The organism is Burkholderiales bacterium, assembly GCA_036262035.1.
GTDB lineage: Bacteria > Pseudomonadota > Gammaproteobacteria > Burkholderiales > SG8-41 > JAQGMV01.
Window position 1 is genome coordinate 308,827 of record DATAJS010000013.1, and the last position, 18,530, is coordinate 327,356.

Below are 18,530 nucleotides of genomic sequence, written 5' to 3' on the forward strand. Positions count from 1 at the left end.
CCCATGAAAGTCCTCGATCCACGGCTCGACGCGCACGGCGAAGCGCTCCAGCCCGCGCGCGCGCTGCCGTCGCTGAACGGCTCGGTGATCGCGCTGCTCGACAACGCCAAGATCGGTACCGCGCGCTTCTACGATTTCGTCGAAGAGATACTCACCAAGGAGCACGGCGTGCGCGAGTTCATCCGCCGCCGCAAGCCCGACACCACGCGCCCGGTTCCCGCGCAGATGCTCGCCGAGATGAGCGGCGCCGACGCGCTGATATCCGGCATCGGCGACTGAGGGAGCTGCTCGTCGTGCAGTCTGCACGACGCCATCGCAGCGGAACGCCTCGGCATCCCCGCGGTCGCGATCATCACCGATCGCTTCGAGCCCGGCGCCAAGGTCGTCGCGCAGGTGAACGGCCTGCCGGGCTATCCTTTCAGTGTCATCGCACACCCGATCGCGAACAACGACGACGCGCTCTTACGCGACAAAGCCGAAGCCGCTTTGAGCCGCATCGTCGCATTGCTCACACAACGCTCCTGACGGATTGAAGACCATGGACACGACCGAACGCCAAGCACGCTATTTCCCCGATGCCGACTGGAAGCGCACGACCCCGCGCGAAGCCGGGCTCGATCCGACGAAGCTCCAGGGCGCGATCGACCACGCGATCGCGAGCGAGAACAAAACGCCGCGCGACCTGCAGCTCAACCACCAGCAGACCTTCGGCCGCGAGCCTTTCGGCGACGCGATCGGGCCCCTGAAGGACCGCGGGCCGCAGACCGGCGTGATCCTGCACAAGGGCGTGATCGTCGCCGAATGGGGCGAGCCCGCGCGCGTCGACCTCACCAACAGCGTGACCAAGAGCATGCTGTCGACCGTCGTCGGCCTCGCGCACGAGCGGCGCTTCATCCGCAGCGTCGACGATACGGTGCGCGAGTACATGCCGCCGGTGCAGGTCTACAACCCGGTGTCCCTCGCCAACAAAGTCGACCGCATGAAAGGCTCGGACTTCCTCGAGCTCTTCGACTCGGAGCACAACCGCAAGATCACGTGGAACCACCTGTTGCGCCAGGTGAGCGACTGGGAAGGCTCGCTGTGGGGCAAGCCCGACTGGTGCGACCGCCCGACCGACCCGAACGGCTGGGGCACGCGGCCGCGCAACGCGCCCGGCACGGCGTACGAATACAACGACGTGCGCACCAACGTGCTCGCGCTCGCGGCGCTCAACGTGTGGCGCCGTCCGCTGCCGCAGGTGCTGAAGGAATACGTGTTCGATCCGATCGGCGCGTCGAACACCTGGCGCTGGTTCGGCTACGAGAACTCGTGGATCGTGCTCGACGGCCTGCCGGTGCAGTCGGTCAGCGGCGGCGGCCACTGGGGCGGCGGGATGTACATCAACGCCTACGATATGGCGCGCTTCGGCTATCTCGGGCTCAATCGCGGACGCTGGAAGGAACGCCAGGTGATCCCCGAATCGTGGATCGAGCTCGCGCTGACGCCGACGCCGGTGCAGCCGTCTTACGGCTTCATGAACTGGTACAACAACAAGGACGGCAACCTGCTTGCGAGCGCGCCGCGCAGCGCGTTCGGGCACCGCGGCGTCGGCGACAACTTCATCTACGTCGACCCGCAGAACGATGTCGTCGCGGTGCTGCGGTGGATACAGCGGGAGAAGACGGACGAGTTCGTCAGACGCTTGCTCGACGCCCTTCAATGCCCCGCTTTCGCCTCGCCGTGACGGGCGTAATACTCGGCCACCTCGTCGATCTCCGCCGCGCTCATCTCGCGCGCCATGTTGCGCATCTGCGCATGGCTGTCGTTGCGGCGCGCGCCTGACGCGAAGCGCTTGAGCTGGTCGACGAGGTACTGCTTCGGCATTCCTTCGAGCCACGGCGTGCCGGGCTTGCGATCGATGCCGCCGTGGCAGGACGCGCACGGCGCGATGTTGCGCAGCGGATCTCCGACCCTGACCAGCGCGGGCGCGGGCTCGTCGTAAGGCCGCGGCGCGCGGCGGGTCTTCTCGAGCGACGCGTAGTACGCTGCGAGATCGTTGATCTCCCCGGCCGAGAGCCTCGTCGCGAGCGCCTGCATGATCGTGCTCTCGCGGTCGCCGTTCTTGTAATCGAGCAGCTGCTTCACCATCACGTCGCGATACTGTCCCGCGAGGTTCGGCGTGTCCGCCGCGCTCACGCCCTGCGCACCGTGGCACATGGTGCACTGCTGGATCGCGAGCGAGCCGCCGCGGCCGATCGCTTCGGGCGACTCGACCCGCGTCATCGATTGATCCAGCACCACGCGCGTCGTGCGCGTGGGAGGCGCGGACGGCTCGCCGGATCCCCATTTCGTCGGCACGCCCGCCGCACGGCAGATCGCCGCCCACAGGCCGTCTGCGGTGTAGTCCTTCTGCACCGACGGCAGGACGAGAAAGCCGACGGCGAACGAGACCACGACGAGCACGACCAGCCATACGACGCTCGAGCGGCCGGCGCGGTCGTTCGCGTTGTTGACGTTGTCGCTCATCGGTCGCCGATCCGGATCGCGGGCACCGAGGTATCCGGAAGCGTCGCAAGCTGCACGATCGGGAAACCGTAGTTCGTGATCGTCAGCCCGATCATCATCGCGACCCACAGCGCGAAGCCGTTGAGCAGCGCGGGCGCGCGCACCGGCAGGTGCAGCGGCACGCTGAACCGGTATTCGCCGGGATCGGCCGCGCCGCGTTTTGCGGTCGCGAGGATGTAGATGAAGAGGAACGCCGAGACGACGAGCGCGAGCCCGCCGAACGTCGAAGCGACGACGGTCCACGCCTGCGGCTGGAGCGCGGGATGGGTGTAGTCGTAGTACGCCATGCGCCGCGGCATGCCGAGGAGGCCCACCCAGTGCCACGGCATCGTCAGCACCATCATGCCGACGAACCACAGCCAGAGCTGCACCCGCATGAGGCCCCGCGGCAGCGGCGCGCAGCGCGTGAGCTGCGGCCACAGGTCGTAGGCGACGACGAAATACATGATGACGATCGCGCCGGCGAAGATCAGGTGGAAGTGGCCGGTCACCCACTGGGTGTTGTGGATCGTCTCGTTGAGCTGGTAGCTCATGTTGACGAGGCCGCCGGCGCCGCCGAAGCCGAGCATGACGAAAGCGAACGTGACCGCGAGCATGAACGGCTCGTCCCACGGCAATGCCTTCACCCAGCCGAGCGCGCCCTTGCCGCCGCGCAGCCGCGCCGCGATCTCGACCGAGGCGACGATGGTGAACACCGTCAGCAGCGTCGGCACCGACACCATCGCGGTCAGCGTCGCATGCACGAACTTGAAGCCCGCGCCGACCTGCGGATCGGCGAAGAGATGATGGATGCCGATCGGCATCGAGAACACCAGGAACAGCACGAAGGCGACGCGTCCCATGGTATCGCTGTAGAGCCGCCCGCCGATCGCGCGCGGCACGATCGTGTAGAACGCGATATACGCGGGCATCAGCCAGAAATACACGATCGCGTGCAGCGTCCACGAGAAGAAGACGCGCGCGAGTCCCGCATCGATCGTGTCCTTGAGCCCCAGCGCGACCGGCAGGATCAGCACCAGCACTTCGGTCGCCGCGCCGACCGACGTCCATACCCAGAGATACGCGCCGGCGACGTTGCCGAACATGGCGAGCGGCACGGTCTCGCCCGGATGCGCCTTCTTCCACGCGTGCAGGTTGATCGACATCAGCGCGACCCAGAACCACGAGCCGACGACGACCAGCACGATGCCCAGATAGAAGAACACGTTCGCGATCATCGGCGGATAGAACGTGTAGAGCACCGACGCCTGGCCGAGCGCGATCGGCGTCGCCGCCGTCACGGTCCCGATCACCACGAGCCAGAACCCGGCCCACGCCCAGCGCAAACCGATCAGCGCCTGCTTGAGCGAGAGCTCGGTGAGCGCGTAGCCGAAGCCCATCGCCACCAGCGTCGGCATCACGTAGCCCATCACGACGCCGTGGCCCGTCACCGAGCGGTAGTAATGCTCGGGATTGTTGACCCATTGCGCGAGCGGGCTGCGCACGAACATCTGCCATTCGCCGAGCACGATCGCGGCTCCGAACGCGACGAACGCGACCCAGAAGTGGGCGAGGACCAGCTTTCTAGCGACGAACACAGGAGAGCCTTTCGCCGTTGCGCGCGCGGGAGAGGAACTCGTCGCGCGGGATCACCTGCACGCGCGCCCACATCGCTTCGTGGCCGGTGCCGCAGTATTCGTGGCACGGCATGAGCTGCTCGCCGGCGGTGTGGAAAGTCGTGGTGAACGTCGCCACGAATCCCGGTATGAGCATCACGTTGGCGTTGGTCGTGCCGACGATGAAGCCGTGCACGACGTCGGTGGCGGTGCCGCGGAACGTCACCGGCATGGCCGCCGGCACGACGATGCACTGCGGCTCGAACGAGTACTGCTGCGCGATCAGTCGCACCATCGCCTTGCCGTCGGGCGTCAGCGTGGTGCCGAGATTCGATTCGACGAACTCGCCCGAGACGTGCAGCGTGCGCGGATCGATCGTCTCGACGCGCGACGGCGGCATCGACGCCCAGTGGATGCCGGTGACGATCATCATCAGCACGAGCACCGCGATGGTGCCCCCGACGATGTAGGCCCACCGCCGCTCGGCCGCGACGGCGACGTGCTCGGCGCTCATTGCACCGCACCTCGCGGCAGGTAGACGAAGACGTAGAACGCGAAATAGATCGCGACCACGATCGCCGTCGCGATACCCGCCACGGCGAACGTACCCGACGGGCCGCGGCTCGCGATCTCCTCGACGCGCCGGTCTTCTTCTTCCTGATCGCTGTCGCTCATCGATGCACTCTCATTCGGGCAGGAGCTTGCGCAGCTCGTTGGTCTGCGCGGGCGTGACCGGCGTGCCGGTGTTCCCCCACGCGACGCGGATGTAGGTGACGACCGCGGAGGCTTCGTCGTCGTTCAGGATGTGCGCGAAAGGCGGCATGCCGTGAGGCCGCGGGTTCTTGCGCGTGCCCGGCGGATAGCCGCCGTTCAGCACCATGCGTATCGAGTTGACCGGCGAGGCCATGGTGATCGACTGGTTGCCGGCGAGCGGCGGATACATCGGGGGCATGCCCTTGCCGTCGCTGCCGTGGCACATGCGGCATTGCGTTTCGTAAACCTTGCGCCCGAGCTCCATCACCGCCGGCTGCACGAGGCGCTCGCTGCTTTCGATCGGCGGCCCCGAATCGCGCTGAGGCAGCGACTTGAGATAGACGGCCATCGCCAAGGCGTCCTCGTCGGAGAGGTATTGCAGGCTGTTGTAGACGACCTCGGCCATCGGCCCGTACACCGTGCCGCGATGGGACACGCCGACCTGCAGCAAATCCGCGATCTCTTTCAGGCTCCAGTTGCCGAGCCCGGCTTCGCGGTTCGACGTGAGCGAAGGCGCGTACCAGTTCTGGTTCGGGATCATGCCGCCTTCGAACTCCTTCGACTCGCTGCTGCCGCCGAGCACGTTGATCGCGGTATGGCACATCGAGCAGTGGCCGAGCCCCTCGACCAGGTACGCACCGCGGTTCCACTGCGCGGTCTGCCTGGGATCGGGGACGTACTCGCCTTCCTTGAAGTACAGGGCCCGCCAGCCGACGAGGAGCTCGCGCTTGTTGTAGGGGAACCTCAATTCGTGCGGGCGATTCTTCTGGTGCACCGGCGCGACCGACTGGAGATAGGCGAAGATCGCGTCGCTGTCCTCGCGCGTGACCTTGGTGTAGGACGCGAACGGCATCGCGGGGTAGAGCAGCGAGCCGTCGCGCGAGATGCCCGTGTGCATCATCCGGTAGAACTCGTCGGCGCTCCACTTGCCGATGCCGGTCTCTTCGTCGGGCGTGATGTTGGGCGCGTAAATATTCCCGAAAGGGGTCGGCATGGCACGGCCGCCCGCGAACGGAATGCCGGCCGGCGCGGTATGGCACGCGACGCAATCGCCCGCACGCGCGAGGTACTCGCCCTTGTTGATGACCAGCGTCGTCGCATTGACGGCGCCGCCGCCGCCGCGCGACGGCAGCGCGCCGGGCTTCAAGGCCCACCACGCCGCCAGCGTCATGCCGACGACGACCAGCAGCACGAGCACGAAACCGGCGAGCTTGGCCATGCTACTTCTGGCTCCCGCAGGAAAAAGGCATGCGCACGAGGTTCGACGATTCCGGCGACGGGTCCTTCGGCGCGCTCTGCTGCCCGAGCCACACCGAGACCGCGGCGATGTCGGCGTCGGACAGACGCGAGGCGATGCGCTTCATGCAGTCGGGCTCGGCGGCACGGCGCTCGCCGACGCGCCACCGCGTGAGCTGCGCGGCGATGTAGGCCGGACGCAGACCGACGAGACCCGGAATGCCCGGCTCCATTCCGGTCAGTCCGGCGCCGTGACAGGCCACGCACGCGGGTATGCCTTTGCTCGGGTCTCCTGTGGTCACGACCGCCTGCCCGCGCGCGAGCACGGGCGGCTGCACGGTGAGCGCTTCGCTCGCGACGAACGGCGGGCGCTGCTTGGCGAAATACTCCGCCATCTCGCGCAGATAGCTGTTCGGGAGATACGCGACGAGGTAGTTCATCGGCGCGTAACGGCGGGTGCCGTCGCGGAACGCGATCAACTGGTTGTAGAGATAACCGGCGGGCTTGCCCGCGATGCGCGGGAAGTAACCGTTGCGGGTGCCCTGCCCGCTCTGACCGTGGCAGGTCACGCAGCCTTGCACCCGCGCTTCCATCGAGTCGACATCCTTGAAAGCGGGCAGCGCGTCGTCCTGCGCGGCGGATGACGGCGCCATGACGCAACACGCAAGGAGGCAGACAGCGACGACGGACGAACGGAGTTTCATGACGGGGCGGCCGGCGCAGGGTACGCAAGCGGTATGCCCGCGCAGTCGACCGGCACGTTCACCACACGGTTGTCGAAATGCATCACTGTTCACTCGGCCGCGGCTTGATCTGGATCAAATCTGTCTGGGCCCGGATCCATTCTAATGAGGTTCGGCGCTCATGTCGTTGGCATGATGCTTGCTACAAGCGGTCGGTTTTTCGCGGCGAGGAGACGTAAAAAAACTCTACAGCCGTCGCCACGACGCGAACGCAGTCAATAACGCAGAGGAGGAATCGCGATGAACGAGTCGACCGGCGAGCCTTTTTTCACGGCCTTGAAAATCCTGAGCTGGGTGGCGCTCGCGGCGGCGCTCGGCGCGATCGTGTACGCAGCGTCCATGGCGCTGCGCTACTGGCCCGGCATCGGCGTTTGAACGCGGAGGCCACATGAATCGCAGGCAGACACGTCTCTTCGCGATCGTCTCGACCGCCATCGCGGTCGTCGTTTTCCTCGGCATGACGATCGACAGCCACCGGCAATTCCCCAAGCTCACCAACGAGGACGCCATCACGCCCGAGGTTCTCGCGGGCAAAACGGTGTGGCACAAGTACAACTGCACCAACTGCCATACGCTGCTCGGCGAGGGTGCTTACTACGCGCCCGACCTCACGAAGATCGCGGCGCAGCGCGGGCGTGAATACCTGCGCGCGTTCATCAAGGATCCCGCCGCTTTCTATGACGAGCAGAAATATCGCCGCGTGATGCCGAAGCAGGGACTGTCGGATCGGGAGATCGACGACGTCATCACGTTCCTCACATGGATTTCGAAGATCGATACCCAGGGATGGCCGCCGCGCCCGATACTCGTGTCGGGCTCGGCCATTCCCGGAGCCAACCTCGCCACGGCGACGCCGGTGCCGCCGGGCACGGGCACCGCGCCGACGCCGCCGGTTCCCGGAGCGGAAAAACCCACGCCCGCGTCGGACGAGCCGGTCGCGCGCGGCCAGGCCTTGTTCAACAACGCCTCCTCGGGCTGCTTCGCGTGCCACTCGGTCGCGCCAGGGGTCAATCTCGCCGGCCCGACGCTCGCCGGCATCGGCACCCGCGCCGAGGCGACGCTGAAGAACCCCGCCTATAAAGGCGCCGCGAAAGATGCCGTCGGCTATGTGCGCGAGTCGATCACCGATCCGCACGCCTACCTCGTTCCGGGCGCGACGTATTCGGCGAACGGCCGCTCGTTCATGCCGGATCACTTCGGCAAGACGCTCCAACCGGCGCAGATCGACGATCTGGTCGCGTATCTAACAACGTTGAAATAGGTCGGGGAGAGGCAACATGCGCTACCGCTCGCAATCCGTCGCTTACTGGTATTTCGCTCTTGCCATGGTGCTCTTCGGGCTCCAGCTCGCCTTCGGCCTGCTCGCCGCCACGAAGTATCTCGGTCCCGACCCGCTGCTGAACGTGCTTCCGTTCGACATCGCCAAGGTCATCCACACCAACCTGCTCGTGGTCTGGGTACTGACCGGGTTCATGGGCGCGGCATACTGGGTGGTGCCGGAAGAGTCGCGCACCGAGCTCTACAGCACGAAGCTCGCGTACTGGCAGCTCGCGCTGTGGGCGGTGATGGGAGTCACCGCGATCATCGGCTACTTCTTCCGCTACGGCACCGGGACGAAGCTCCTGGAGCAGCCGATCCCTCACAAGATCGTCATCATCATCGTGATGCTGATGTTCCTGTACAACATGATCATGACGGTGCGCAAAGGCAGCCGCTTCACGACCACCGAAGGCGTGCTGCTGGGCGGCATCGGTCTCGCGGCAATCCTCTATCTGCCGGCGCTGATCGATTTCGACAACTACACCGTCGGCACCTTCTACCGGTGGTGGACGATCCACCTCTGGGTCGAAGGCGTCTGGGAGATGATCCAGGGAAGCCTGCTCGCCTACCTCCTCATCCGCCTCACCGGCGCCGATCGGGAAGTGATGGAGAAGTGGCTGTACGTCATCGTCGGGCTCGTGTTCATCGCCGGCGTCATCGGTACCGCGCACCATTACTACTGGATCGGCGTGCCGCACTACTGGCTGCCGATCGGCGGCTTTTTCAGCGCGCTCGAGCCGGTCGCGCTCGTCGGCATGGCGATCTATGCGTACTCGGCGCTGAGACGCTCGGGTCTGCAGCACCCGAACACGCTCGCGCTGCACTGGACCGTGGGCAGCGCCGTCTTCACCATGTTCGGGGCCGGGCTGCTGGGGCTCGCGCACACGTGGCCGTCGGTGAACAAATGGACGCACGGCACGCTCATCACCGCCATGCACGGCCACGCCGCGTTCTACGGGGCGTACGCGATGATCGTGCTTGCGGTGATCGCCTACGCGCTGCCGACGCTGACCGAAAACCGGCCCGCGAGCGAGACGCCGCAGCCGGCGGAGGCGCCCGCCGAGCTCGGCCACACGCTGGGCTACTGGGCATTCTGGCTCCAGCTCGCCGGCATGTTCGGAATGACGATCTCGTTCGCCACCGCCGGCATCGGCCAGGTATATCTGGAGCGGATTCTCGGCGTCGGCTTTCTCGAGACGCAGCTCAAGATCCAGGTGCATTTCCTCATGCTGATCGGCACCGCGACCCTGTTCGTGATCGGCGGCGTGCTCTATATCTACGACTTCTTCAGGACGCGGCCGCGCTTCCGGGTAGTCGCCGACGACGCAGCCGAGGCCGGCCGCGCATCCCCGGCCGCGCGAGGTCCCGCGCCGGCATGAACGATCGGGCGGCGGCGCAAGCTGCGGGCGCGCACGCCGGCGACGGGCTTCAGCACATCGCCGCCGAGCCGTATTACCTTGCGAGCGCCGACGAGGTCGCGATCTTCGAGCACGCGCACGCACGCAGCCTCGCGGTGATGCTCAAAGGACCCACGGGCTGCGGCAAGACGCGCTTCGTCGAGCACATGGCCTGGCGCGTGAAGCGCCCCCTCGTGACGGTCGCCTGTCACGACGACCTCACGGCGAGCGATCTGGTCGGACGGTTCCTCGTGCGCGGCGACGAGACGGTATGGCAGGACGGTCCGCTCACGCGCGCGGTGCGTGCGGGCGCGATCCTCTACCTCGACGAGATCGTGGAGGCGCGGCAGGACACCACGGTCGTCATCCATCCGCTCGCCGATCACCGCCGGCTGCTGCCGATCGACAAGACCGGCGAGCTGGTCGAGGCCGCCGAAGGTTTCCAGCTCGTGATCTCGTACAACCCGTCGTACCAGCACGCGCTGAAGGATCTCAAACCGAGCACGCGGCAGCGATTCGTGGCGCTCGACTTCGGCTACGCAACGCCCGAGCACGAAGCGCGCGTCGTCGCGCACGAGAGCGGCGCCGATCCGGCCGACGCACGCGCGCTGGTCGCGCTCGCGCAGCGGTTGCGGACGCTGCAGGACCGTGGTCTCGCCGAAGTGCCCAGCACCCGCCTCCTCGTCGCGGCGGCACAGCTCATCGCGAGCGGCGTCGAACGCCGGCGCGCGAGCGAAGTCGCGATCGTCATGCCGCTTTCGGACGAGGCCACGCTGCTCGCGGCGATGCGCGACATGGTCGAGGCCACCTTCGTGTGATCTGCGGTGCCTGAAGCCGAAGACGTCATCGTCGATGCCGCGCGGCACGCGACGGCGTACGCCATGGATCTGTGGCGCCGCAACCGCGTGCGCCCGGACGTGCCCGGCGTCGAGCTGCGCGACGTGCGCGAGCGGCTCTCGCTGTTCGTCGAGGCGGCCGTCGCGGTCACCGCCCCGATCCGCGCAGCGTTCGCGCCCCCTGCGCGTACGCTGCTCTCGCGCATGTTCGGCGGCGCCGAGCGCCGAGCGCGATCCGAAGCGGTGCCCGGCACCGACGGCGCGGCGATCCACCTGCCGGCGCGGCTGAACGGCGCGATCGATGAGGCGCTCGACGTCTATCGCGTGGCGGCGCTTCAGCAGGCCGTCCGCATTCGCCGCGGCACGGCCGACGTTTTTCCGTGGCGCGCCCCGGCGATCGTGCAGGACCTGTATCTCGCGAGCGAAGCGGCCGCCGTCGACGCAATGCTCGCGCAGGCATTGCCGGGCTTCGCACGCGCGTTGCGGCGCGCGCGCGCGGTCGCGCTGCGGTCCCGCGCCGACGCGCACAGGGACGAGGCGGGCGCCGTCGAGTCGCTGTACCGCACGTATCTGAGCGGCGGGACGTTTCCGCAGCGCGACGCCCGCACCGCCCGGCGCTCGCTCGCGTGGGCGCAAGCGCAGGCGCAGGCGCTTGCCGGTTCCGGTCGCTACCGCGCACTGCTGCCCGACGTGTTCCTCGGCGCCGTGCTGCGCGCCGATGCGGCGCCTTCCGGGTCGTGCGCGGCTGCGGACGCCGACGCGTCTGCTCGCCCGGCGATCACCCGGCCCATGACGCGGCGCCCGCGAGCACGCCGCGCGCAGGACGACGAGGACGACGACGGCGCCGGGCTGTGGATGATCCAGCCCTCGGCGCCCAACGAGCACGTCGAGGACGCGATGGGCTTGCAGCGTCCCGTGGACAAACAGCCCGATGCCGATCTCGCGGGCACCGCCGAGTCGATCGCCGATCTCGAGGCGCTGCGTCTCGTGTCGACGCCCGGCAGCACGCGCGAAATCCTGACCGCCGACGACGAATCGATCGTGAGGGCCGCGGCTGCGGTCCCGCCCGCGCCTTCACAGGCCGGGCGACTGGCGTATCCCGAATGGGATTACACCGTCGGCGCCTACAACGAGCGCGCCGCGGTGGTGCGCGTGATCGACGCACACCAGGGCCCCGACGCGTGGGTAGACGGCACGATACGCCGTCACCGGCCGACGCTGGCGCGCGTCCGGCGCCGGTTCGAGGCGCTGCGGGCGCGCCGATCGGTGCAGCACGCGCAGCCCGAAGGCGACGACCTCGACCTGAACGCGTTCGTGGGCAGCCACGCCGATCGTCGCGCACGCCTGCCCCGCAACGAGCGCGTATACCTCACGAGCCGCCCGGCGCGCCGCGATTTCGCGGTGCTCCTGCTGATCGACGTGAGCGCCTCCACCGAAAGCTGGTGCGGCGGGGCGCATCGCATCATCGATCTCGAGAAAGAAGCTCTCGTCATCGTCGCGGCGGCGCTCGACGCGTTGCGCGTGCCGTTCGCGATTCAGGCGTTCAGCGGCTGCGGTCCGGGCGACGTGCGCGTGCGCGACGTGAAGCGGTTCGACGAACGCTACGGCCGCGACATCGGACGGCGCATCGGCGCGCTCGAGCCCGACGAGTACACACGCACCGGCGCGGCGTTGCGGCACGCCGCGGCGACGTTCATGCGCCAGCCGGCGTATCGCAGGCTCATGCTGCTCGTGTCGGACGGCAAACCCAACGACTGCGATCGCTATGAAGGCCGTTACGGTGTGGAAGACGCGCGCCAGGCGCTCGCGGAGGCGAGGCTCCAGCGCATAGCGCCGTACTGCGTGACCGTGGAGCGCCATGCTTCGCGGCACCTCGCGCCGCTCTTCGGCGCCGGCAATTACACCGTCGTGAGCGCGCCCGAGCAGCTTTCCGCGGCGCTTCTCGACTGGCTGCGCACGGTCAGCGTCGCCCTGGCGTGATACGCCGCTGCGGCGCGCAGGCGCGCCGACTCGCGTTGATGCGGAAACGCGTGCGTCAGTCCGCCAGCCGGGTTTCGATCCGTATCTTCGAGTGCAGTGTCCGATGCACCGGACACTTGTCGGCGATCTCGAGCAGCTTCGCTTTCTGAGCGGCGTCGAGATCGCCTTCGATCGTCAGCACGCGGTCGATGTGGTCGATCTTCGCGCCCGACTCCTCGCAGTGCTCGCAGTCGGCTTCGTGCACTTTCCCGTGCTTCAAATCCACGCTGACCCGCGTGAGCGGGAGCTTCTTGTGATCGGCGTACAGCCGCACCGTCATCGACGTGCACGCGCCGAGCGCGGCGCATAAGAGATCGTAGGGATTGGGGCCGCTGTCGAAGCCGCCCACCGACACCGGCTCGTCGGCGCGCAGGCGATGGCGGCCGGCGTAGACGTCCTGCGCGAACTTGCCGTGCCCCGCCTCGACGACGCGCACGCCGGGGATGCTCTCCTGCGGCGCGGCTTCGATGTAGCGCGTGGCCCACGCCGACAGGATCTCGGCGACGTACGCGGCGTCTTCCTGTTTCGTCAGGAGGTGGTCGGCGTTGTCGAGCGAGACAAAGCTCTTGGGGTGCTTGGCCGCGGCGTAGATCTTCGCGGCGTTGTCGATCTCCACGATCGCGTCGCGGGGCGAGTGCAGGATCAGCAGCGCCTTGTGCAGCTCGCCGACGTGTTTCGACGGATCGTGACGCGCGAGATCCTCGAGAAAATCCCTGCGGATGTGGAAAGGCCGGCCGCCGATGTCGACGGTCGCTTCGCCTTTGGTGCGCAGCTCGTCCTTGTTCCGGATGAGATGCTCGACGTGACGCGGGTCGTACGGCGCGCCCAGCGTGGCCACCGCGCGCGCTTCCGGGATGCGGCCCGCGGCTGCGAGCACCGCCGCGCCGCCGAGACTGTGGCCGATCAGGATCTGCGCCGGACCGTAGCGCTCCTTGAGATAGTTCGCCGCACACACGAGGTCTTCGATGTTCGAGGAAAAGCTCGAATCGGCGAACTCGCCGCCGCTCGCGCCGAGCCCGGTGAAGTCGAAGCGCAGCACCGCGATGCCGCGCGCGGCGAGCGCCTGGCCGATGTAAGCGGCGGCTTTCGAATCCTTGGAGCACGTGAAGCAGTGTGCGAAGAGCGCGTAAGCGCGCGGCGTGGCGGTGGGCGTCTCGAGGCGACCTGCGAGCTCGTGTCCGTCGGCGGCCGGTATGCGCAGCGGGGTCGATGCCATGCGGTTCTCCGTGAAGCGGATACTTCAGTGTAGTCTTTGCGATCGGGGTCAGACCCCGATTTTTGGGGTCTGACCCCGGTTTACTCCAAGGCGAGCCCATGAAATACGAGCTCTACTACTGGCCCGGCATCCAGGGCCGCGGCGAATACGTGCGCCTCGCGCTCGAAGACGCGGGCGCGGACTACGTCGACATCGCGCTGGCGCCCGAGAAGAAAGGCGGCGGCGTTCCCGCGCTGATGCGTTACCTGGCAGGCGAGGACATCGCGCGCCCGCCGTACGCGCCGCCCTTTCTGAAAGCCGGCCGCCGGATCGTCGGCCAGACGGCGAACATCCTCTTCTACCTCGGTCCCAGGCTCGGGCTCGCGCCGCGGGATGCAGACGGCCGGCTCTGGACCAACCAGCTCCAGCTCACGATCGCGGACCTCGTCGCCGAGGCGCACGACGTGCACCATCCGGTCGCGAGCGGCCTCTATTACGAGCAGCAGAAGCGCGAAGCGAAACGCCGCGCCAAAGACTTCATCGAAGCGCGCATCCCCAAATACCTCGGCTATTTCGAGCGCGTGCTCCAGCGCAACACCCGCGGCAGCGGCCTCGTCGGTGCGACCATCACGTACGCGGATCTGTCGCTCGCGCAGGTCGTCGCGGGATTGCGCTACGCTTTTCCGAAGGCCGCCAAGGCCGCCTTCGACAGTTACCCCAGGGTGATGGCGCTCCACGACGAAGTCTTCGCGCGGCCGCGGCTCAAGCGCTATCTCAAATCGAAGCGGCGGCTGAAGTTCAACCGGCAGGACATCTTCCGGCACTATCCCGAGCTCGACCGATGAATACCCATTCGTTCGCCGCCCTCCTCCCCATCGCCATCGCTGGATGCACAACACCCGGCCCCATGTCCAACTTCGATCTCCATGAAGCCACCGTCGCCGGCGTACACCAGGCGCTCGCGAGCGGTGCCATCACCTGCGCCGAGCTGACGACGCGCTACCTCGAGCGCATCGAAGCCTACAACCTCAAAGGCCCGACGTTGCGCGCGATCCTCACGGTCAATCCGCGCGCGCTGGAAACCGCGGCCGAGATGGATCGGCAATACAAGGCGAACCCGAACGCCGTCGGTTCGCTGCACTGCATCCCGGTCATCCTCAAGGACAACTTCAACACCGCCGACATGCCGACGACGGGCGGCAACGTCAGCATGAAAGACTCGGTGCCGGCGAGCGACGCGTTCACGGTCGCGCGCATGCGCAGGGCCGGCGCACTGATCCTCGCCAAGGCGAACCTCCAGGAATTCGCGCGCGGCGGCATGTCGGTCAGCAGCCTCGGCGGGCAGGTGCTCAACCCGTACGATCTCACGCGCACGCCGGGGGGATCGAGCGGCGGCACGGGTGTCGCCATCGCGGCGAACATGGCGATCCTCGGCACCGGCAGCGACACCGGCCAGTCGATACGCTCGCCGGCCTCGGCGAACAACCTCGTCGGCATACGCCCGACGCGCGGCCTCGTCAGCCGCGCCGGGGTCATCCCGAACAGCCTCACGCAGGACGAGATCGGCCCGATCGCGCGCACCGTGACCGATGCGGCGCTGCTGCTCGACGTCATGGCGGCCTACGACCCCGCCGACCCGATCACGGCGCTGTCGACGGGGCGCGTCCCGAAGTCGTATACCGAGCTTCTGAACAGGGACGCGCTGCGCGGCGCTCGTATCGGCGTGATGACGAACCTGATGGGCAGCGCCGAGCGCCATCAGGAAGTGAACAAGGTGATGGAGGACGTCGCTGCGAAAATGGCCGCGCTCGGTGCGACGCTCGTGCGCTTCGATCTTCCCGCATACGACAAGCTCGCCGGCGCCGTCGCGACTTCGCAGTACGAAGCGCGCACGGTGATGGACCGCTATTTCGCGACGCTGCCGCCGAACGCACCGGTGAAGACGTTCGCCGACCTCGTCGCCGCGAAGAAGTCGGCGGTGCAGAAAACGCTCGAAGCGGAGATCGCGATCGTCGACGGCATGAACAGCGCCGCGTACAAGGACCGCACGCTGAATCGCGAGAAGCTCAAGATACTGGTCGCGAACAAGATGGCGGAGCTCAAGCTGGACGCGATTCTCTATCCACTGCAAAAGATCCTCGTCGCCAAAGTGACCGACGCGGATCAGCTCGAGCGCAACGGTACGCTGTCGAATGGAACGGGTTTTCCGGCGGTGACGTTCCCGGGCGGGTTCTCGGCGCCCACTGCGAGTGCGCCGTTGGGCGTGCCGGTGGGCGCGGAGCTGCTCGGGCTCGACTACACCGAAGCGAGGCTGCTCGCGTACGCCTACGCGTTCGAGCAGGCGTACAAGCCGCGCAAGCCGCCGGTCAGCACCCCACCGTTATCGCAAGGGCGTTGAGCCGCGCGCACCCTGCCCGCGCGTCGAGCCGGTCGGCGCCGGGGCGCTCGGATGGGTCGCGCTGCGCGGCGCGTCCTGCTTGATGATCTCGGCCTCGGCTTTGGCGTCGCCGCTGATCGGCTCGCTGCCTTCCGGCCGCTTCGTCTCGAGCGCGCGGTCGGGCTGCCTGCTCGTATTCACCGGATCGGATTTGTCGGCGTCGGCGCCGCCCATGCCGCTGACGTCGGGACCGATCGGCGTGACCGCGAACGCAGGTGCAGCAAACGCGAGCGCGATGCCCGCGAAGAGAATGAGCCTCTTCATGATGGCTGCCTCGTCGATGTGACAAGCTTGACGAGGCAATGGGTGTGCCGCGACAGAACCAGGGTCTGACCCTGCGGGGTCAGACCCGCGGTTTACGCGGTTTTCTTGACGTCGCCGGACTTCACCGCCTCGCTCATCTTCACCGGCGGCACGACCGGCGTGACGCCGCTCATCAGGCCGGGCATCGTCTCGACGAGGTCGTCGATGCTGAACATGCCGTCGCCGCCCTTGAAGAGCGAGCGGTATTCCTCGCCGAAATAGTAGGTGTGGATGCGGCTGCGCTCGATGTGGAACACCTGGCCGTTGATGACGTCCGCCTCGTCCTTGCAGAGATACGCGACGATGGGCGCGATATATTCGGGGCCGCGGTTGAGCAGCGTGCGCTCGTATTCGGCCTTGGTCATGAGGCCGGATTCGAACCTGCGCTTGCGATTTGCCTTCACCGCGTCGGTCAGCGTCATGCGGGTGTCCGCCGACGGGCAGATCGCGTTGGCGGTGATGCCGAACTTCGCGGCTTCTTTCGCGATCGAGCGCGTGAGCGCGATGATCCCCGCCTTCGACGCGCTGTAGTTGCACTGCCCGACCGAGCCCTTGAACGCATCCGACGAGAAGTTGACGATGCGGCCGAAGCCCGCCTGGCGCATGTACTTGATCGCGTGATGGCACATGTTCCAGTGGCCCTTCAGGTGCACCGCGACGACCGAGTCGAAATCGTCTTCCGACATGTTCCAGATCATGCGCTCGCGCAGGTTGCCGGCGACGTTGACGACGATGTCGATCTTGCCGAACTCGTCCACGCACTGCTTGATCATGAGACCGGCCTTGAGGTACTCCGCGACCGAGTCGTAGTTCGCAGACGCACGCCCGCCCGCCTTGCGGATCTCCGCGACGACGTCGTCGGCGGGACGCTCTTCGGTCTTCTCTCCGCCGCGGCCGACACCCGGGTCGTTGACGACGACGCTCGCGCCTTCCGCGGCGAGCAGCTTCGCGACTTCGCGGCCGATGCCGCGCCCGGCGCCGGTGACGACGGCGGCTTTGCCTTCGAGATGCATGGTTTGTTCTCCTTCTTCAACGGTACTCGCATAATGCAACGAAGCCGTCGTCCATGAAAGCGCGGAAGGAGGAGTCCATGCAGAAGGTGTCACGCGCGGCCGCCGCCACGCTTTGTGCGTGCGCAAGCGCCGTCGCACTCGCAGCGCCTGCGCCCAAGCCTGAGGCGTCGTACCCGACGCGCCCGGTGCGCCTGATCATCCCCTATCCGCCCGCCGGGTCGACCGACTTCGTCGGGCGCGAAGTCGCCAACGGGTTGTCGCAGGCGTTCGGCCAGTCGGTCGTGATCGACAATCGCCCGGGCGGCGGGACGCTGCTCGGGCTGTCCCTCGGCGCCAAGGCCCCGGCCGACGGCTACACCGTCACCTTCGGCACGTCCGCCGGGCTCGCGGTGAATCCCGCGCTCGGGGTGAAGATGCCGTACGACCCGCTGCGCGATTTCGCGCCGATCGGGTTGATGGTCTACATCCCCTATCTGCTGGTCGTGAACGCGGACGTCAAGGCGCGCAACGTGAAGGAGCTCGTCGAGCTCGCCAAGGCCCAGCCCGGCAAGCTCAACTTCGCCTCGCCCGGCGTCGGGACGCCGAACCACCTCGGGATCGAGCTGCTCAACATCCTCGCCGGGGTGAAGTTCACGCACGTCCCTTACAAGGGCGGGGCGCTGGCGGTGAACGACCTCGTCGCGGGACGGGTGCACATCCTGTTCTCGGGGCTGCCGCAGGTCTCCGGGATGCTGAAGGCGGGAAGGCTGCGGGCGATCGCGGTCGGCACGACCAAGCCGACGCGGGTCGCGCCGGACCTGCCGCCGGTGGCGGAGGCCTTCCCCGGCTTCGACTGCAACACGTGGTACGGGCTGCTCGTCCCCTCGGGTACGCCGCAGCCGATCATCGAGAAGTTCGGCGGCGAGCTGCACCGCATCCTGACCAACCCGACCGTGGTTCAGCGCCTGCTCGATCAGGGGGTCGAGGCGACGCCCGGCTCTGCCGCGACGTTCCGGGAATTGATCGTCGCCGAGACCGCGCGCTGGCGCAAAGTCATCAAGAGTGCCGGCATTACTGCCGAAGGCGCGCAGTAACACCGGCGGGTTGGGCCCGCCAAATGCTTAGATAAGGTCAGGATGACACTCTCGGCATTGGCGGCA

19 protein-coding genes are annotated in these 18,530 nt (G+C 67.3%); 10 read left to right on the plus strand and 9 right to left on the minus strand.

Translation table 11 applies throughout. From position 1 onward, the window contains the following. The first annotated feature begins 3 nt into the window (after nt 1–3). Entirely contained in the window at nt 4–279 is a 276-nt protein-coding gene (locus VHP37_16855; GenBank protein HEX2828025.1) for a hypothetical protein, read from the plus strand. Nucleotides 280–538: 259 nt separating this feature from the next. Continuing rightward, nucleotides 539–1,723 (plus strand): serine hydrolase, encoded by a 1,185-nt coding sequence (locus VHP37_16860; protein ID HEX2828026.1) that lies wholly within the window; start codon nt 539–541, stop codon nt 1,721–1,723. Here the strand turns inward: VHP37_16860 and VHP37_16865 are convergent. The 6 genes from VHP37_16865 to VHP37_16890 are packed head-to-tail and all read right to left on the minus strand — an operon-like array spanning nt 1,696 to nt 6,781. Then, the gene (locus VHP37_16865) at nt 1,696–2,505 is read right to left on the minus strand and encodes a c-type cytochrome (protein HEX2828027.1); all 810 of its coding nucleotides are present in this window, start codon (nt 2,503–2,505) and stop codon (nt 1,696–1,698) included. The two genes, VHP37_16860 and VHP37_16865, sit on opposite strands and share 28 nt — an antisense overlap. Next, entirely contained in the window at nt 2,502–4,121 is a 1,620-nt protein-coding gene (locus VHP37_16870; protein HEX2828028.1) for a b(o/a)3-type cytochrome-c oxidase subunit 1, read from the minus strand. Before VHP37_16870 ends, VHP37_16865 begins: the two co-directional genes overlap by 4 nt. Further along, on the minus strand, nt 4,108–4,653 hold the full coding sequence (locus VHP37_16875) for a cytochrome C oxidase subunit II (GenBank protein ID HEX2828029.1): 546 nt from the start codon (nt 4,651–4,653) through the stop codon (nt 4,108–4,110). Before VHP37_16875 ends, VHP37_16870 begins: the two co-directional genes overlap by 14 nt. Continuing rightward, a complete protein-coding gene (locus tag VHP37_16880) occupies nt 4,650–4,814 on the minus strand; it encodes a hypothetical protein (GenBank protein HEX2828030.1) in 165 nt (54 codons plus the stop codon). The genes VHP37_16875 and VHP37_16880 overlap by 4 nt, the downstream gene beginning before the upstream one ends. Nucleotides 4,815–4,824: 10 nt before the next feature. After that, on the minus strand, nt 4,825–6,111 hold the full coding sequence (locus VHP37_16885; GenBank protein HEX2828031.1) for a cytochrome c: 1,287 nt from the start codon (nt 6,109–6,111) through the stop codon (nt 4,825–4,827). Between the two features lies 1 nt (nt 6,112). Further along, the gene (locus VHP37_16890; protein ID HEX2828032.1) at nt 6,113–6,781 is read right to left on the minus strand and encodes a cytochrome c4; all 669 of its coding nucleotides are present in this window, start codon (nt 6,779–6,781) and stop codon (nt 6,113–6,115) included. A 330-nt stretch (nt 6,782–7,111) separates the two neighbouring features. Here VHP37_16890 and VHP37_16895 point away from each other — a divergent pair, with 330 nt between their 5' ends. From VHP37_16895 to VHP37_16915, 5 genes are read left to right on the plus strand one after another with little or no spacing between them, the layout of a single operon-like run. Beyond that, nucleotides 7,112–7,246: a hypothetical protein gene (locus VHP37_16895; protein ID HEX2828033.1), complete on the plus strand. Its 135-nt coding sequence runs from the start codon at nt 7,112–7,114 to the stop codon at nt 7,244–7,246. Between the two features lie 13 nt (nt 7,247–7,259). After that, on the plus strand, nt 7,260–8,132 hold the full coding sequence (locus VHP37_16900; protein ID HEX2828034.1) for a cytochrome c: 873 nt from the start codon (nt 7,260–7,262) through the stop codon (nt 8,130–8,132). Nucleotides 8,133–8,148: 16 nt separating this feature from the next. Further along, complete coding sequence (locus tag VHP37_16905; protein ID HEX2828035.1) at nt 8,149–9,570, plus strand: cbb3-type cytochrome c oxidase subunit I; 1,422 nt, start codon at nt 8,149–8,151, stop codon at nt 9,568–9,570. Beyond that, entirely contained in the window at nt 9,567–10,406 is an 840-nt protein-coding gene (locus VHP37_16910; GenBank protein ID HEX2828036.1) for a CbbQ/NirQ/NorQ/GpvN family protein, read from the plus strand. Before VHP37_16905 ends, VHP37_16910 begins: the two co-directional genes overlap by 4 nt. Nucleotides 10,407–10,412: 6 nt before the next feature. Beyond that, the gene (locus tag VHP37_16915; protein HEX2828037.1) at nt 10,413–12,404 is read left to right on the plus strand and encodes a VWA domain-containing protein; all 1,992 of its coding nucleotides are present in this window, start codon (nt 10,413–10,415) and stop codon (nt 12,402–12,404) included. Between the two features lie 55 nt (nt 12,405–12,459). Here VHP37_16915 and VHP37_16920 read toward each other — a convergent pair whose 3' ends face one another. After that, nucleotides 12,460–13,659 (minus strand): alpha/beta fold hydrolase, encoded by a 1,200-nt coding sequence (locus tag VHP37_16920; GenBank protein HEX2828038.1) that lies wholly within the window; start codon nt 13,657–13,659, stop codon nt 12,460–12,462. A gap of 98 nt (nt 13,660–13,757) precedes the next feature. Here VHP37_16920 and VHP37_16925 point away from each other — a divergent pair, with 98 nt between their 5' ends. Both VHP37_16925 and VHP37_16930 read left to right on the plus strand, forming a co-directional pair. After that, nucleotides 13,758–14,483: a glutathione S-transferase gene (locus tag VHP37_16925; protein ID HEX2828039.1), complete on the plus strand. Its 726-nt coding sequence runs from the start codon at nt 13,758–13,760 to the stop codon at nt 14,481–14,483. 62 nt (nt 14,484–14,545) lie between these two features. Beyond that, complete coding sequence (locus VHP37_16930; GenBank protein HEX2828040.1) at nt 14,546–16,036, plus strand: amidase family protein; 1,491 nt, start codon at nt 14,546–14,548, stop codon at nt 16,034–16,036. On the opposite strand, the gene VHP37_16935 is transcribed toward VHP37_16930, so the two are convergent. Together VHP37_16935 and VHP37_16940 are read right to left on the minus strand one after the other, a co-directional pair. Continuing rightward, nucleotides 16,019–16,339: a hypothetical protein gene (locus VHP37_16935; protein HEX2828041.1), complete on the minus strand. Its 321-nt coding sequence runs from the start codon at nt 16,337–16,339 to the stop codon at nt 16,019–16,021. The genes VHP37_16930 and VHP37_16935 overlap by 18 nt on opposite strands. Nucleotides 16,340–16,431: 92 nt before the next feature. After that, nucleotides 16,432–17,391 carry an SDR family NAD(P)-dependent oxidoreductase gene (locus VHP37_16940; GenBank protein ID HEX2828042.1) on the minus strand — a complete coding sequence of 320 codons (960 nt, stop codon included), beginning with the start codon at nt 17,389–17,391 and terminating at the stop codon, nt 16,432–16,434. Between the two features lie 77 nt (nt 17,392–17,468). Here VHP37_16940 and VHP37_16945 point away from each other — a divergent pair, with 77 nt between their 5' ends. Next, complete coding sequence (locus VHP37_16945; GenBank protein ID HEX2828043.1) at nt 17,469–18,464, plus strand: tripartite tricarboxylate transporter substrate binding protein; 996 nt, start codon at nt 17,469–17,471, stop codon at nt 18,462–18,464. Nucleotides 18,465–18,530 lie beyond the last annotated feature (66 nt).

What these genes read in the sequence shown, in the direction of transcription:
- VHP37_16935 (HEX2828041.1), bottom strand. Translation starts at nt 16,339, where the DNA reads ATGAAGAGGCTCATTCTCTTCGCGGGCATCGCGCTCGCGTTTGCTGCA.
- VHP37_16880 (HEX2828030.1), bottom strand. Translation starts at nt 4,814, where the DNA reads ATGAGCGACAGCGATCAGGAAGAAGAAGACCGGCGCGTCGAGGAGATC.
- VHP37_16940 (HEX2828042.1), bottom strand. Translation starts at nt 17,391, where the DNA reads ATGCATCTCGAAGGCAAAGCCGCCGTCGTCACCGGCGCCGGGCGCGGC.
- VHP37_16905 (HEX2828035.1), top strand. Translation starts at nt 8,149, where the DNA reads ATGCGCTACCGCTCGCAATCCGTCGCTTACTGGTATTTCGCTCTTGCC.
- VHP37_16900 (HEX2828034.1), top strand. Translation starts at nt 7,260, where the DNA reads ATGAATCGCAGGCAGACACGTCTCTTCGCGATCGTCTCGACCGCCATC.
- VHP37_16930 (HEX2828040.1), top strand. Translation starts at nt 14,546, where the DNA reads ATGTCCAACTTCGATCTCCATGAAGCCACCGTCGCCGGCGTACACCAG.
- VHP37_16925 (HEX2828039.1), top strand. Translation starts at nt 13,758, where the DNA reads ATGAAATACGAGCTCTACTACTGGCCCGGCATCCAGGGCCGCGGCGAA.
- VHP37_16885 (HEX2828031.1), bottom strand. Translation starts at nt 6,111, where the DNA reads ATGGCCAAGCTCGCCGGTTTCGTGCTCGTGCTGCTGGTCGTCGTCGGC.
- VHP37_16875 (HEX2828029.1), bottom strand. Translation starts at nt 4,653, where the DNA reads ATGAGCGCCGAGCACGTCGCCGTCGCGGCCGAGCGGCGGTGGGCCTAC.
- VHP37_16890 (HEX2828032.1), bottom strand. Translation starts at nt 6,781, where the DNA reads ATGGCGCCGTCATCCGCCGCGCAGGACGACGCGCTGCCCGCTTTCAAG.
- VHP37_16895 (HEX2828033.1), top strand. Translation starts at nt 7,112, where the DNA reads ATGAACGAGTCGACCGGCGAGCCTTTTTTCACGGCCTTGAAAATCCTG.
- VHP37_16855 (HEX2828025.1), top strand. Translation starts at nt 4, where the DNA reads ATGAAAGTCCTCGATCCACGGCTCGACGCGCACGGCGAAGCGCTCCAG.
- VHP37_16865 (HEX2828027.1), bottom strand. Translation starts at nt 2,505, where the DNA reads ATGAGCGACAACGTCAACAACGCGAACGACCGCGCCGGCCGCTCGAGC.
- VHP37_16910 (HEX2828036.1), top strand. Translation starts at nt 9,567, where the DNA reads ATGAACGATCGGGCGGCGGCGCAAGCTGCGGGCGCGCACGCCGGCGAC.
- VHP37_16920 (HEX2828038.1), bottom strand. Translation starts at nt 13,659, where the DNA reads ATGGCATCGACCCCGCTGCGCATACCGGCCGCCGACGGACACGAGCTC.
- VHP37_16860 (HEX2828026.1), top strand. Translation starts at nt 539, where the DNA reads ATGGACACGACCGAACGCCAAGCACGCTATTTCCCCGATGCCGACTGG.
- VHP37_16945 (HEX2828043.1), top strand. Translation starts at nt 17,469, where the DNA reads ATGCAGAAGGTGTCACGCGCGGCCGCCGCCACGCTTTGTGCGTGCGCA.